Origin of the sequence: Aliivibrio sp. EL58 (assembly GCF_900312675.1) — a bacterium.
Classification (GTDB): domain Bacteria; phylum Pseudomonadota; class Gammaproteobacteria; order Enterobacterales; family Vibrionaceae; genus Aliivibrio.
Genome location: NZ_OMPC01000009.1, coordinates 166,473 through 180,601, shown reverse-complemented (window position 1 = coordinate 180,601; position 14,129 = coordinate 166,473). Strand labels below are relative to the sequence as shown.

General features: G+C 40.7%; 16 protein-coding genes. All 16 read left to right on the top strand.

Annotated elements, in window-relative coordinates; translation table 11 throughout:
• The first annotated feature begins 15 nt into the window (after positions 1-15).
• The 16 genes from ED622_RS11580 to fliR all read left to right on the top strand — a co-directional run bounded on the left by ED622_RS11580 (position 16) and on the right by fliR (position 14,115).
• A complete protein-coding gene (locus tag ED622_RS11580; RefSeq protein WP_122034160.1) occupies positions 16-1,077 on the top strand; it encodes a PAS domain-containing sensor histidine kinase in 1,062 nt (353 codons plus the stop codon).
• 2 nt (positions 1,078-1,079) lie between these two features.
• Entirely contained in the window at positions 1,080-2,516 is a 1,437-nt protein-coding gene (locus ED622_RS11575) for a sigma-54 dependent transcriptional regulator (protein WP_122034158.1), read from the top strand.
• Positions 2,517-2,616: 100 nt separating this feature from the next.
• Positions 2,617-2,928, top strand: a complete 312-nt coding sequence (fliE, locus tag ED622_RS11570; protein ID WP_060991566.1) for a flagellar hook-basal body complex protein FliE — start codon at positions 2,617-2,619, stop codon at positions 2,926-2,928.
• Positions 2,929-2,945: 17 nt separating this feature from the next.
• Positions 2,946-4,676, top strand: coding sequence for a flagellar basal-body MS-ring/collar protein FliF (fliF, locus tag ED622_RS11565; protein ID WP_122034156.1), 1,731 nt, complete (start codon positions 2,946-2,948; stop codon positions 4,674-4,676).
• Complete coding sequence (gene fliG / locus ED622_RS11560) at positions 4,669-5,721, top strand: flagellar motor switch protein FliG (RefSeq protein ID WP_122034153.1); 1,053 nt, start codon at positions 4,669-4,671, stop codon at positions 5,719-5,721. The genes fliF and fliG overlap by 8 nt, the downstream gene beginning before the upstream one ends.
• A gap of 97 nt (positions 5,722-5,818) precedes the next feature.
• Positions 5,819-6,616, top strand: a complete 798-nt coding sequence (gene fliH, locus ED622_RS11555) for a flagellar assembly protein FliH (protein ID WP_122034151.1) — start codon at positions 5,819-5,821, stop codon at positions 6,614-6,616.
• Entirely contained in the window at positions 6,617-7,936 is a 1,320-nt protein-coding gene (gene fliI, locus ED622_RS11550) for a flagellar protein export ATPase FliI (protein ID WP_122034149.1), read from the top strand.
• 33 nt (positions 7,937-7,969) lie between these two features.
• Positions 7,970-8,410: a flagellar export protein FliJ gene (gene fliJ / locus ED622_RS11545; RefSeq protein ID WP_122034147.1), complete on the top strand. Its 441-nt coding sequence runs from the start codon at positions 7,970-7,972 to the stop codon at positions 8,408-8,410.
• 134 nt (positions 8,411-8,544) lie between these two features.
• A complete protein-coding gene (locus ED622_RS11540) occupies positions 8,545-9,753 on the top strand; it encodes a flagellar hook-length control protein FliK (RefSeq protein ID WP_122034145.1) in 1,209 nt (402 codons plus the stop codon).
• A 70-nt stretch (positions 9,754-9,823) separates the two neighbouring features.
• Complete coding sequence (fliL, locus tag ED622_RS11535) at positions 9,824-10,309, top strand: flagellar basal body-associated protein FliL (RefSeq protein WP_122034142.1); 486 nt, start codon at positions 9,824-9,826, stop codon at positions 10,307-10,309.
• 7 nt (positions 10,310-10,316) lie between these two features.
• Complete coding sequence (gene fliM, locus ED622_RS11530) at positions 10,317-11,351, top strand: flagellar motor switch protein FliM (RefSeq protein ID WP_122034140.1); 1,035 nt, start codon at positions 10,317-10,319, stop codon at positions 11,349-11,351.
• Between the two features lie 22 nt (positions 11,352-11,373).
• On the top strand, positions 11,374-11,763 hold the full coding sequence (gene fliN, locus ED622_RS11525) for a flagellar motor switch protein FliN (RefSeq protein ID WP_122034138.1): 390 nt from the start codon (positions 11,374-11,376) through the stop codon (positions 11,761-11,763).
• Between the two features lie 28 nt (positions 11,764-11,791).
• A complete protein-coding gene (fliO, locus tag ED622_RS11520; RefSeq protein WP_122034136.1) occupies positions 11,792-12,178 on the top strand; it encodes a flagellar biosynthetic protein FliO in 387 nt (128 codons plus the stop codon).
• Positions 12,165-13,034: a flagellar type III secretion system pore protein FliP gene (gene fliP / locus ED622_RS11515; protein ID WP_122034133.1), complete on the top strand. Its 870-nt coding sequence runs from the start codon at positions 12,165-12,167 to the stop codon at positions 13,032-13,034. Before fliO ends, fliP begins: the two co-directional genes overlap by 14 nt.
• Before the next feature lie 10 nt (positions 13,035-13,044).
• Entirely contained in the window at positions 13,045-13,314 is a 270-nt protein-coding gene (gene fliQ, locus ED622_RS11510; RefSeq protein ID WP_122034131.1) for a flagellar biosynthesis protein FliQ, read from the top strand.
• Positions 13,315-13,332: 18 nt separating this feature from the next.
• A complete protein-coding gene (gene fliR, locus ED622_RS11505; RefSeq protein ID WP_122034129.1) occupies positions 13,333-14,115 on the top strand; it encodes a flagellar biosynthetic protein FliR in 783 nt (260 codons plus the stop codon).
• Positions 14,116-14,129: the final 14 nt, after the last annotated feature.

The window sequence follows — 14,129 nt, the reverse complement described above, 5'->3', positions numbered from 1 at the left end:
GGCGGGAATAAAATTATGCATGGTAATTCTGAGGATGAAATTAATTCACCTCTTGGTACAGTAGAAGAACAGAATACGCGTTATAAGCAAGTGCTCGATGTAATGCCTGCAGGTGTGATATTACTGGATACCCAAGGCGTGGTGTGTGAAGTCAATCCAGAAGCGATAAAATTACTAGGGCCACCATTACTTGGCGAGCGTTGGTTTGAGGTGATTCAACGTTCATTTGATCCTAGAGAAGATGACGGGCATGAGATCTCATTGCGTAACGGTCGTAAAGTCCGTTTAGCTATCTCAGCCTCTGAAACGGGTCAATTGATTCTTATTACCGATCTTACAGAGACCCGCTTATTACAGGCTCGAGTGAGTGGATTACAGCGCTTATCCTCATTAGGAAAAATGGTGGCCTCCCTTGCCCATCAAGTAAGAACTCCTCTATCAAGTGCCATGTTGTACGCTTCTAATTTGGGGTCACCTAACCTTCCTGCTGCAACACATAAACGTTTTCAAACTAAATTAGTAGATCGCCTTCATGATCTTGAAAAACAAGTGAATGATATGCTGCTTTTTGCGAAAGGTGGTGATAATAAAGTCGTTAAACCGTTTACGATCAGTGATCTTGTTGCTGAATATCGACCTATGGTTGAAACCGCTTTGCAGTCGAATCAAGTTGACTATCACTTAGAGATCGAAGATGAAAATACTATCCTAATGGGTAACGCAAATGCTATTGCCAGTGCGATTAGCAACTTGATTATGAATGCGATTCAGGCAGTAGGAAAAGAGTGTCAAATTGATGTATTTTTCAGGCCTGTAAATGGATTCTTAAAAATATCGGTGCAAGATAACGGCCCCGGTATTCCGTTGGAACTGCAAGATAAAATAATGGAACCATTTTTTACAACGCGCTCTCAAGGTACAGGCCTTGGTTTAGCGGTTGTACAAATGGTATGCCGAGCACATAAAGGGCAACTTGAATTGTATTCAGAACCGGATGATGGTGCGTGCTTCACCATGTCGATCCCGCTAACAACAACTTATGCTGAATCCGCAACTCAAACAGAATCTGGAGAATAACCATGGCGCAAAGTAAAGTATTGATCGTAGAAGATGATGAAGGCCTACGCGAAGCGTTGATCGACACCTTAGAATTAGCTGGTTATGAATGGGTTGAAGCAGATAGTGCAGAAACTGCTTTGTTAATTTTGAAAAAAGAATCTGTTGATATTGTAGTTTCAGATGTTCAAATGGCTGGAATGGGCGGTTTAGCATTACTGCGTAGTATCAAATTAAATTGGCCAAATTTACCGGTTCTTCTAATGACAGCGTATGCCAATATTGAAGATGCGGTTTCTGCAATGAAAGAAGGCGCAATAGATTACATGGCTAAGCCTTTTGCGCCAGAAGTGCTGTTAAATATGGTAAGTCGCTATGCTCCAGTAAAAAATGAACAAACCGGCGATGCCATTGTTGCTGATGAAAAAAGTCTCAAATTACTTAAATTGGCAGATAAAGTGGCTCGAACTGACGCAAACGTGATGGTGCTTGGTCCTAGTGGTTCAGGCAAAGAAGTGATGTCTCGTTATATTCATAACAATTCACAGCGTAGTGAAGGCCCTTTTGTTGCAATTAACTGTGCAGCGATCCCTGATAATATGCTAGAAGCAACTCTATTTGGTTATGAAAAAGGCGCATTTACGGGTGCCGTTCAAGCGTGTCCGGGTAAATTTGAACAAGCGCAAGGCGGCACTATTTTACTGGATGAAATCAGTGAAATGGATCTTAACCTACAAGCGAAACTATTGCGTGTATTACAAGAGCGTGAAGTTGAGCGCTTAGGTGGCCGCAAGAGCATCAAATTAGATGTTCGTATTTTGGCGACAAGTAACCGTGATTTGAAAAAATACGTAGAAGAAGGCAATTTCAGAGAAGATTTATATTATCGTTTAAACGTATTCCCAATTGCGTGGCCAGCGTTAAAAGAGCGTAAAGGAGACATTGCTCCAATTGCCCAGCACTTAATTGAACGTCACTGTCAAAAACAAGGCCTGCCTGTGCCAAAGATCAGTGAGGAAGCAACGATAAAATTAGAAAGCTATTCTTGGCCTGGTAACGTTCGTGAATTGGATAATGTTGTGCAACGAGCGCTTATTTTAGCGGAATCAAATTTGATTACGGCTGACGACGTTTTACTTGAAGGTGTCGATTGGGCTGATGCAAGCAGTTTGCAACGAGTTGTCAGTGGTGAAGCTCCAATGATCAAACCAGAACAACAGGTACCGTCAATAAATGAACCATTAATCGCTGGCACAGAAAGTGTCAATATAGAGAGTCCTAGCTCATCAACAGGTCTAGGCGGTGAATTACGTGAGCAAGAGTACATAATTATTCTTGAAACGATAAAAGCGTGTGACGGAAAGCGTAAAGATGTGGCAGAGAAATTAGGTATTAGTCCTAGAACACTCCGCTATAAGCTTGCAAAAATGCGAGATGCTGGAATTGATATCCCAAGTTAAAACAGTGACTTATAGTTATTGATATTTTGGTATGTAAATTGCTTTATATACTTCGGGTCGTAAAATTAAGTCAATTAGTTGACTGGGTCGGAGAATAGAAATGAAGATTGGTGGTTTACAAGACGAAATGCAAGCAATGATGCTTGACGCGTCAAATACAACGCGTCCAGCAACAGGCAAAGAGGTCGGTGCGGACTTCAGTGCAATGTTTGCAAAAGCAGTAAATAACGTAAATGGCTTACAACAAGCATCAAGTGATTTGGCTGTACGTTTTGACCGAGGTGATGAAGGGGTTTCATTATCTGACGTTATGATAGCGCGCAATAAATCAAGTGTTGCATTTGATGCCACAATTCAAGTGCGTAATAAGCTTGTTGATGCTTATAAAGCGCTCATGAATATGCCTGTATAATTTCTAGGAATTAAAGCGTGTCAGAAGATAACAAAAATACAGACTTAACGGTATCTGATGGGATGTCAGCAGGAAGTGCAATGGCACTGGATAATTCTGTTGATAGTCAAAATTTAGATGTTGATGAGCAAAGTTCGTCAAAGTTAGATTCAGCTCTTGGTAATCTTGATTTATTACGTCAAGTGATTTTAGTGTTATCTGTGTCTATCTGTGTAGCATTAATTGTTATGCTTTTCTTTTGGGTTCAAGAACCTGAAATGCGACCTCTTGGTGTGTATGAAACCGACGAGCTTATCCAAGTTCTCGATCATCTTGATGCGCAGAAATCAGAATATAAACTGGATGGTAATACCATTTTAGTTCCAGCGTCTGAATTCAGTAAAATGAAACTTAATCTTTCTCGAGCTGGTTTAAATCGAACAGAAGCTGAAGGCGATGATATCTTACTGCAAGATATGGGATTTGGGGTTTCACAACGTTTAGAGCAAGAACGTCTAAAACTAAGTCGCGAACGTCAATTAGCCAGTACGTTTGAACAAATGCGTCCAATACGCAAAGCTCAAGTATTATTAGCGATGCCAAAACAAAGTGTTTTTGTACGTCATAACCAAGAAGCATCGGCAACGGTATTCTTAACAATGCGTATGGGAGCAAATCTAAAGCAAGAAGAAGTGGATTCAATTGTTGATATGGTAGCAAGTGCGGTTCCAGGAATGAAACCAACGCGTGTTACGGTGACAGATCAACATGGTCGCTTATTGAGCTCTGGTACACAAGATCCAATGGCAACAGCTCATCGTAAAGAGCAAGAATTAGAGCGTAAGCAAGAACAATCACTACGCGATAAAATTGATGCAATTCTTATCCCTATTTTAGGGCTAGGTAATTACACAGCTCAAGTTGATGTATCTATGGATTTTAGTGCGGTTGAGCAAACACGTAAGCAATTTGATCCACAGACACCATCAACACGAAGTGAGTACACATTAGAAGATTATAATAACGGTAATGTGATTGCGGGTGTTCCTGGTGCATTAAGTAATCAGCCTCCTGTAGATTCAGCTATCCCTCAAGATATTGCTGAACTTAAAGATGGCTCGGTACTAGGTCAAGGCTCTGTTCATAAAGAAGCGACACGTAACTTTGAGCTAGATACTACAATTAGTCATGAGCGTAAACAAACGGGAACGGTTGCTCGTCAAACAGTTTCAGTTGCAGTAAAAGAGCGTCAAAGTGTGAATCCTGAAACTGGTGAAGTAACTTATACGCCTGTATCAGCAGAACAAATTGAAACAATTCGTCAAATAATTATTGGTAGTGTTGGCTTAAACGAGCAACGTGGTGATTTATTAAACGTACTAGGCGTTAAGTTTGCCATTGAAGAACAACCAATAATGATTGATGTGCCAATTTGGGAACATCCAAACTTTAACGATTGGATTAAGTGGTTAGCCGGAGCGATTGTAATTATTGCCGTACTGCTTATCCTTGTTCGACCAGCAATGAATAAATTGCTGTTCCCTAATCAAGCTGAAGATGATGCCATTGCCAAAGGTGAAGGTGCTGAAGGTGAGATGGGCTTAATCGGTAGTGATTTGGATGGTGATGGATTTGAATTTGGTTCAGGTATCGATCTTCCTAATTTACATAAAGACGAAGACTTATTGAAAGCAGTTCGAGCGCTGGTAGCAAATGAACCAGAATTGGCAGCACAAGTAGTTCAAAATTGGGTATCTGAAAATGGCTAATGACATCGTAGAAGCAGAAAAGAAAGATGAAGAAGCTCCAGAGTTTGATCTTTCTTCGTTATCAGGATCTGAACGTGCCGCTATATTATTACTGAGTTTAAGTGAAGAGGATGCTGCAAGTATTATTCGTCATTTAGAGCCTAAACAGGTTCAAAAAGTCGGTGCAGCAATGGCAACTGTATCGGATTTAAATCAGATAAAAGTGTCAGCGATTCACCGTGCTTTCTTAGAAGATATTCAGAAGTACACTAGTATTGGTATGGGCAGTGAAGACTTTATGCGTAATGCATTAGTCGCAGCGCTTGGTGAAGATAAAGCAAACAATCTAGTAGATCAAATTCTACTAGGAAGCGGTTCTAAAGGTTTAGATTCATTGAAATGGATGGACCCACGTCAAGTGGCAAGCATCATCATGAATGAGCACCCACAGATCCAAACCATTGTATTATCTTATCTAGACCCTGACCAATCAGCGGAAATTTTATCTCAGTTCCCTGAGCGTGTACGTCTTGATCTTATGATGCGTATTGCACACCTTGAAGAAGTACAGCCATCAGCACTTGCTGAACTGAATGAAATCATGGAGAAACAATTTGCGGGTCAATCTGGTGCGCAAGCGGCGAAAATTGGTGGCTTGAAAGCGGCGGCTGAAATCATGAACTACCTAGATAACAGTATCGAAGGTATGTTGATGGATCAAATTCGCGACCAAGATGAAGAGACTGCAACTCAAATCCAAGATCTTATGTTCGTGTTTGAAAACCTTATCGATGTACAAGACCAAGGTATTCAAATGCTATTGCGTGATGTTCCGCAAGAAGTGTTGCAAAAAGCACTTAAAGGCGCAGATGATGCACTTAAAGAGAAAATGTTTAAGTGTATGTCAAAACGTGCTGCGGAACTTATGCGTGATGATCTTGAAGCAATGGGCCCAGTACGAGTTGCTGATGTTGAAGCTGCACAGAAAGAAATTCTGGCAGTGGCACGTCGAATGGCAGATTCTGGTGATCTAATGCTTTCGGGTGGCGCAGACGAATTCGTATAATACGTTGTCAGTTCTTTAAGTTATAATTAAACGGCTATTTCAATGATTGGAATGGCCGTTATGCATTCTAATCATCTTATTTTTACGGGTTATCATCATGAGTATCAGCAAAAAACGTGGCTTTATTCGCATTACCGATGAGAGCGAACTACAAAAAACCAATATTTGGGAGTCGCCTGATTATTCTGACCCAGATAAACCAGCCCGTGAAACTGCTTTAAATTATGATCCTAGCTGGACCCCATCAATCCCCAAAGAAGAAGAGCCTGAAGAGTTTGTTCTTACCGATGAAATTATCGAGCAGATCAAACAAGGTGCTTATAATGAAGGCTTGATGCAAGGGCAAGAGTTTGGCTACAAAGAAGGATTAGAAAAAGGTCAAACAGAAGGCTTTGATGCGGGTAAACCTGAAGGCTATCAAGCCGGTTATGATGAAGGTATTGCTTCAGGACAAGCTGAAATAGAAGAGCGAATTAAACAGTTAATTGAAATGGCAGATAAGTTTGCTGCCCCATTAGAATTAATGGATTCACAAGTTGAAAAACAATTGATTGATATGGTATTAGCTCTGACAAAAGAAGTGATCCATGTAGAGGTTAAAACCAACCCACAAGTATTACTTGATACAGTTAGAGAGTCTGTTGAAACGTTACCGATTACCGAGCGTGAAATCAGTATTTCACTTCACCCAGATGATCACCAGCGTGTCGTTGAAGCTTATGGTGAAGAAACGTTAGCGCAGAAACAGTGGATATTAACCTCTGAACCATCAATGAATATTGGTGATATTACAATTCAAGCGTCTGATTCTAAAGTGAGTTACTTACTTGAAGAGCGTATTAAAAGCGTATTAGCTAAGTTTTGTGGTGTAAATCGTCATCAAGGAAATCAGTAAATGCTTTCATTGTCTGAACGCCTTTCTCAATATAAGACAACGGGACTAACAACGCGAGCAATTGCTTCTGGCAAGTTAGTGCGAGTTGTTGGCTTAACCTTAGAAGCAACAGGTTGTCGAGCACCTATTGGCAGCTCATGTTTAGTGGAAACCATTAACGGTGAGATTGAAGCAGAAGTCGTTGGTTTCTCTGGTGAAAACCTATTCTTAATGCCTAATGAGCAAGTTTCAGGTGTGCTTCCTGGGGCGAAAGTGACGCCTATCGTTGGTGGCAGCGGTATTCCTGTTGGTATGGAATTGTTAGGACGAGTCGTTGATGGGGTGGGTAATCCGATTGATGGACTTGGCGAGTTATATACTGAAAAAACCGCCTCCTTTACTTCTGAGCCAATCAATCCATTAGCACGAAAGCCAATTACAGAACCGCTTGATGTTGGCTTAAAAGCGATCAATGGACTACTCACTGTCGGTAAAGGGCAGCGTTTAGGTTTATTTGCTGGTTCAGGTGTAGGTAAATCAGTAACACTAGGGATGATGACTCGTGGTACCACCGCTCAAGTCGTTGTGGTTGGGCTGATTGGTGAGCGTGGCCGAGAAGTAAAAGAGTTCATTGAAGAAATCTTAGGCCCTGAAGGTCGCCAACGTTCTGTTGTTGTTGCCGCTCCTGCCGATTCATCAGCATTAATGCGTTTAAAAGGGTGTCAAACGGCACTGACGATTGCTGAGTACTTCCGTGATCAAGGCTTAGATGTTTTATTATTAATGGATTCATTAACGCGTTTTGCTCAGGCTCAACGTGAAATTGCACTATCTGTTGGTGAACCACCTGCGACAAAAGGTTATCCGCCTTCTGTATTTGCAAAGCTTCCAGCCTTAGTTGAACGTGCCGGTAACGGTAACGAAAATCAAGGCTCTATTACGGCTTTCTTTACAGTATTAACCGAAGGGGATGACTTACAAGATCCAATCGCTGATGCATCACGAGCAATTTTGGATGGGCATATTGTTCTATCACGTGAAATGGCAGATGCGGGGCATTACCCAGCAATTGATGTTGAAAAATCGGTCAGTCGTGTGATGCCACAAATTACCGACGAAGAGCATATGTTAATGTCGAAAGCGGTAAGACAGGTTCTTTCAATTTGTAGAAAGAATCAAGATCTTGTTTCCATTGGGGCTTATAAACCAGGAACAGATCCTGCAATAGATCAAGCCTTTACTTTAAAACCACGCTTAGATGAGTATCTACAACAGCGCATGAAAGAAACAGTACCGTATGACATGTGTAAGAATATGCTTAAGATGTTGTTAGGTGGCTAATGAATATACAAAGGACGAAAAAAAGGAAAACTCATGAGTAGTACCTTTGATTTTTTATTAGAGCAATCTCAAGAAAGAGAGAATCAAGCGGTGATGGCATTAAACAGCGCTAAAGCAGAGCTTGATAACTTCTATGAACAAGTAAAGCAGATTGAAAAATATCGTCTTGATTACTGTAATCAGTTGTTGCAGCGTGGCCAGCAAGGGTTAACTGCCAGCCAATACAGTCATTTGAATAAATTTTTAGTTCAATTAGATGAAACCCTAACGAAGCAAAAAAGTGCAGAGTCGCATTTCACATCTCAAGTGGATAATTGTCAAACCTATTGGCAAGAAACGCGAAAACAGCGCCGATCGTATGAGTGGATGATTGATAAAAAGAAAACAGAACGTCAAAAAATGCTCGATAAACAAGAGCAAAATATGATGGATGAATTTTCGACCCTACAATTTGCTCGTCGCTCTAAACCTTAGTGATCATCTTATCTGCTCATCATCTATAAATACGGACTATTTTTAAAAGTGGCTTAATATTTGCTTTAAAATATCAAACGTTGAGCTACTATTGCTCTTGTCAAAAAATCCACACTCAATGTAGAGAATATACTATGAGCAGTCATGACCTATCATTAAACAGTATCAATAAAAATGTGCCTGTAAAGCCTGATACCAAAACGGCTGCCGCAGACAAAACTGAATCTGAAGGCTTTGTTGAAGAGCTAAAAGAGTTGATGGGATTGAGTGAAAAAGAAGACGCCAAAAAAGTAGCGGCAGAAGAGAAAACTGCAGCAAATGAGGCCGTTTTAACTGGAAAAAAAGAAAAATCAGACGCTGAAGTAACAAAAGAAGATACGGTCGAAGATAAAGTAGGTGAAGGCTCTGAGTTATTATCTCGCCTTGACCAAGCTAATGGCACGTTAAAGAAAGAGAGTGATAAGTCAGCCGAAAATACTGGCGAAGAAACAGAGCAACAAGAATCAGAGTTGGTAATGACTCAAGCAAGTGTTGCTGTAGTTACAGGAAAGGAAAGCAGTAAAACAACAGGAGATGAATCAGATCCTGTAAAAGAGATCCAATGGGGGCAACAATCCAAAGTAGCTAATGGGGAAACTCAAACCAAAGGTGAAGCCTCAGGAAATAAAGAATCAACTAAAGAGTTGTTAACAGCAACGGCTCTTATTGGCAAGGCAGAAGCCGAATCAGGTAAATTAGCCGATGCACAAAAAGCCAAAATGGATATATCAGCATTGGGTATGACTGCCGTTACTAATGGTGAAACGGTAAGTTTAACGGAATCAAAAACAGCAGACTCTTTTGCTCAACAACTAGCAACAGCATCAGGAACCACGGCGACACAGCAAGCGGCAGCCGCTCAGAAAACGGATCCAGCAACGGCGCCATTGAACATTCGCCAAGAACAAGTTAGCGATGAAGTGGCTGAACGAATCAATATGATGATGGCGAAAAACTTAAAGCATGTTGATATTCGTCTTGATCCGCCAGAAATGGGACGCATGCATATTCGCCTAAACATGGGCGCTGATAGTGCAGGGGTTCAATTTACCGTGTCAAACCAACAAGCTCGTGATGCGATAGAACAAAGTTTACCTCGTCTACGAGAAATGTTTGCTCAACAAGGTATTCAATTAGCCGATACTTCAGTACAGCAGCAAAGTTCAGGTGATTCTTCACAGTATGGTTATCAAAAAGAAGAGTCTTCTCGTCAAGGTTCTGGTTTTAGTGAAGCGTCTTCTGAAGAGCATGAAGTCAGTGTGCAAGTATCAAAACCTAATGATGGCATCAGTTTTTACGCATAAACTTTATGCTACGCCATTATCGGCCGTGATTTTAGAATAATAATTAACGATTTACCTAAGAGGAAGTACAATGGCAGAGCAAGGTGACGCGCCTAAAAATAAGAAGAAACTGATCATTATCATCGCATTGATTGTATTATTACTGAGTGGCGGTGGTGCAGCAGCTTGGTTCTTTTTATCTGGTGAGCCAGCAGCAGAACCTACAGAGCAAGATATTGCTGCATTAGAAGCGAAAATGCCGGCGCTATATTTAAACCTGCCTCAACCTTTTATTTTTAATGTCACGGGTGATAAACGTGACCGATTAGTTCAATTGAAAGTACAAGTGATGATGCGAGGTACTGATAATGAAGCCATTGCACAGCAACATACGCCTTTAGTTGAAAGCGCTTTACTGTCAACATTTGCTGCTGCGACTGTTGAGCAATTAAGAGAGCCTCGTGGACGAATAGAACTACGTGAACAGGCGACACGAGATATTCAAGATGCCTTTACTAAAATTACAGCGAAACCTGTAATAGAAAAAGTATTATTTACTGACTTTGTAATGCAATAGGTTAAATGTGACAGATCTATTATCCCAAGATGAAATTGATGCTCTACTCCACGGTGTAGATGACGTTGAAGATGAAGTTGTCGGTAGTGATGAAAATGTAGGTTCAATGAAGAACTTTGATTTCTCATCACAAGACCGAATCGTTCGTGGTCGAATGCCAACACTGGAATTGATCAACGAACGCTTTGCGCGCCATATGCGTATTAGCCTGTTTAATATGCTAAGAAAAACCGCTGAAGTATCAATTAATGGCGTATCAATGGTGAAGTTTGGTGAATATCAAAATACACTATATGTACCTACCAGTTTGAATATGGTGCGTTTTCGTCCATTGAAAGGAACGGCTTTAGTTACGATGGAAGCGCGTTTAGTCTTTATTTTGGTTGAAAACTTCTTCGGTGGTGACGGACGCTTCCACGCTAAGATTGAAGGTAGAGAATTTACGCCAACAGAGCGTCGAATTATTCAGCTACTATTAAAAGTAATCTTCGAAGATTATAAAGAAGCATGGTCACCAGTAATGGGGGTTGAATTTGAGTATTTAGACTCAGAAGTTAACCCAACCATGGCGAATATAGTGAGCCCAACAGAAGTGATTGTTGTGAGCTCATTCCATATTGAAGTTGATGGCGGCGGCGGTGATTTCCACGTTGTTTTCCCATACTCAATGGTTGAACCTATCCGTGAATTACTTGATGCAGGTGTTCAAAGTGACAAGATGGACACTGATGTTCGTTGGAGTAAAGCACTTCGCGATGAGATCATGGATATTCCAGTTGAAATGAAAGTTAATCTATTAGAAAGCAAAATTTCATTGCGCGATCTAATGGATTTAGAAGCAGGTGATATTATTCCGGTTGAAATGCCTGAAGCTGCGACTGTATTTGTCGAGGAATTACCAACTTACCGCGGTAAAGTTGGAAAATCTAACGACAAATTAGCAGTACAGATCACTGAAAAAATTAAACGTCCAGATATGGTGAAGACGGATTTAGCCTTCTTAGGTAAAGACGTATTATTTGATCTAGATGACGACGAATAAGAAATAGAGAAGGTAATGGATCATGGATTCAAATGAACAACAGATGGCTGACGAATGGGCAGCTGCACTAAGTGAAAGTGCTGATGCTCAGGCAGTAGCAGCACCTTTGGATGATTTAGAAGCGAAAGAACCATCGTTCAATGAAGATGAACGTCGTAAGCTTGATACTATTTTAGATATTCCAGTGACTATCTCTATGGAAGTAGGGCGTTCACATATTAGTATTCGTAATTTATTACAACTTAACCAAGGTTCTGTGGTTGAACTTGACCGTATCGCTGGTGAATCACTAGATGTTATGGTTAATGGCACACTTATCGCTCATGGTGAAGTGGTTGTCGTAAATGACAAGTTTGGTATTCGTTTAACTGACGTTATCAGCCAAACTGAGCGCATTAAAAAACTACGCTAATTAAGCAATATTAAATAAAAGGAAGGGTATGAAACAGCTATGGTTATTGGCATTGATGCCCTTTCCTTTATTTGCCGCAGGTTCAGCTAATGTAGATTTAGCGGCCACTTTAGGGTCACTTGTTTTTGTCATCGCATTAATTCTATTTTTTGCATGGCTATTAAAGCGAATGAGAGTACCTGGTGTGGTTGGTGGTTCAGGCAGTGCGATGAGTATTGTTAAACAACTGCCAGTAGGAACTAAAGAGCGTATTGCTGTAGTTCAAGTTGGAGAAGAGCAATTCCTTATCGGGATTACTTCTCAAAATATCAATATGCTGAGTAAGCTCGAGAAACCGCTGGAAATCAGCGAGAGCAAACTAGCGCCATTCTCTGCACAACTAAGCCAACTGATGAAAAAAGATGCTAAAAACTAATTTAATTGCCGCCACTTTGGCGGTTTTTTCACTCTTATTCATGGCATCTTCTGCGTGGGCGGTAGATGATTTAGCAAGCGCCATCCCAGCTACCGCAGCCAGTGGTGAAAGCATGACTGTGACGGCGATGGAAAAAGATTCGGGTGCAGCTAAAACTATTGCTCAAGGTAGCAGCTCTGGTGGTGGTATTCCTGCGTTTACTATGACAAGCAATGCCAGTGGCGGTGAAGATTATTCAGTAAACCTTCAAATACTGGCGTTAATGACCATGTTGGGCTTTTTGCCAGCAATGGTTATTTTGATGACCTCATTTACTCGTATTGTTGTAGTCATGTCGATATTACGACAAGCCATGGGGTTACAACAAACGCCTTCAAACCAAGTGATTATTGGTATTGCGATGTTTTTAACCTTTTTTATCATGGCTCCCGTGTTTGATAAGGTGAACGAAACGGCAATTCAACCTTATATCAATGAAGACATTACCGCTCGTGAAGCGTTTGATAGCGCTCAAATCCCAATGAAAGAGTTTATGCTGGCACAAACGCGAGTGAAAGACCTAGAAACCTTTGTAAATATGTCTGGAGTAGAAGTTGATAACCCAGAAGATGTGCCTATTACAGTGGTTATTCCCGCGTTCATTACCTCTGAATTGAAAACAGCGTTCCAGATTGGTTTTATGCTTTTCTTGCCTTTCCTCATTATTGACTTGGTTGTGGCATCTGTTTTGATGGCCATGGGTATGATGATGCTTTCACCAATGATTGTTTCATTGCCATTTAAGCTGATGTTGTTTGTATTGGTTGATGGTTGGAATTTAATACTTTCAACACTTGCTGGCAGTTTTAGTACGTAGGAGCACGAATATGACCCCTGAAATGGCGATTGAGATATTTCGTGGTGCACTCTACATGGTACTTATCATGGTGTGTGCCATTATCATACCGAGTCTATTAATTGGTTTAGTGGTTGCCGTTTTTCAAGCCGCAACTTCTATCAATGAACAAACGTTAAGCTTTTTACCGCGTTTAATCGTAACACTATTGGCATTGATGCTGTTCGGGCATTGGATGACTCGAATGTTAATGGAATATTTTTATGAGATTATCGCTCGAATGCCGACAATACTTTATTAAAACCCATGAATTGACATTATGGAATACCCAACTCAAATAGTATTAGATTTTATTGCGACCTATTTTTGGCCTTATACGCGCATCTCCGCCATGCTAATGGTGATGTCAGTATTTGGGGCTCGATTTGTTTCGCCTAGAATTCGGCTCTATTTAGGACTAAGTATCACTTTTGCTGTGATGCCTATGATCCCAGCAATGCCCCCAGAAATTAAGCTAATGTCATTTCAAGGTTTTATGACTACAGCAGAGCAGATAATTATTGGTGTTGCAATGGGAATGGTAACTGTCTTTGTTACTCAAACTTTTGTATTACTAGGTCAAATTATTGGTATGCAATCGAGCTTAGGCTTTGCCTCCATGGTTGACCCCGCGAATGGTCAGAATACACCGCTATTAGGCCAGTTATTCATGTTTTTATCGATTCTATTTTTTTTAGCAACCGATGGACACTTAAAAATGATTAACTTTGCAGTGATAAGTTTTACTACGCTACCGGTTGGTGCTGGAAAACTCACAAGTGTAGATTATCAATCTCTGGCTAGTTGGCTTGGGATCATGATGAAAGCGGGCCTCAGTATGTCTTTATCTGCCATTATTGCCCTATTAACCGTAAACTTATCCTTTGGTGTAATGACTCGTGCCGCGCCGCAACTAAATATATTTTCATTAGGTTTTGCTTTTGCACTACTCGTCGGTTTATTACTAACGTCTTACATTATACTTGGCTTATTTAATCATTATGAATTGCACTGGATCCGTGCTGAAGAGCAGATCTGTAGTTTGATTAGGCTAGACTGTTAATGGTTATAATTAAG

Coding starts and splice junctions, on each gene's coding strand:
- fliR (WP_122034129.1), top strand. CDS start 13,333: ATGGAATACCCAACTCAAATAGTATTAGATTTTATTGCGACCTATTTT.
- fliG (WP_122034153.1), top strand. CDS start 4,669: ATGGCTAATGACATCGTAGAAGCAGAAAAGAAAGATGAAGAAGCTCCA.
- fliN (WP_122034138.1), top strand. CDS start 11,374: ATGGATTCAAATGAACAACAGATGGCTGACGAATGGGCAGCTGCACTA.
- ED622_RS11580 (WP_122034160.1), top strand. CDS start 16: ATGCATGGTAATTCTGAGGATGAAATTAATTCACCTCTTGGTACAGTA.
- fliE (WP_060991566.1), top strand. CDS start 2,617: ATGAAGATTGGTGGTTTACAAGACGAAATGCAAGCAATGATGCTTGAC.
- fliQ (WP_122034131.1), top strand. CDS start 13,045: ATGACCCCTGAAATGGCGATTGAGATATTTCGTGGTGCACTCTACATG.
- fliH (WP_122034151.1), top strand. CDS start 5,819: ATGAGTATCAGCAAAAAACGTGGCTTTATTCGCATTACCGATGAGAGC.
- ED622_RS11540 (WP_122034145.1), top strand. CDS start 8,545: ATGAGCAGTCATGACCTATCATTAAACAGTATCAATAAAAATGTGCCT.
- ED622_RS11575 (WP_122034158.1), top strand. CDS start 1,080: ATGGCGCAAAGTAAAGTATTGATCGTAGAAGATGATGAAGGCCTACGC.
- fliP (WP_122034133.1), top strand. CDS start 12,165: ATGCTAAAAACTAATTTAATTGCCGCCACTTTGGCGGTTTTTTCACTC.
- fliO (WP_122034136.1), top strand. CDS start 11,792: ATGAAACAGCTATGGTTATTGGCATTGATGCCCTTTCCTTTATTTGCC.
- fliL (WP_122034142.1), top strand. CDS start 9,824: ATGGCAGAGCAAGGTGACGCGCCTAAAAATAAGAAGAAACTGATCATT.
- fliJ (WP_122034147.1), top strand. CDS start 7,970: ATGAGTAGTACCTTTGATTTTTTATTAGAGCAATCTCAAGAAAGAGAG.
- fliI (WP_122034149.1), top strand. CDS start 6,617: ATGCTTTCATTGTCTGAACGCCTTTCTCAATATAAGACAACGGGACTA.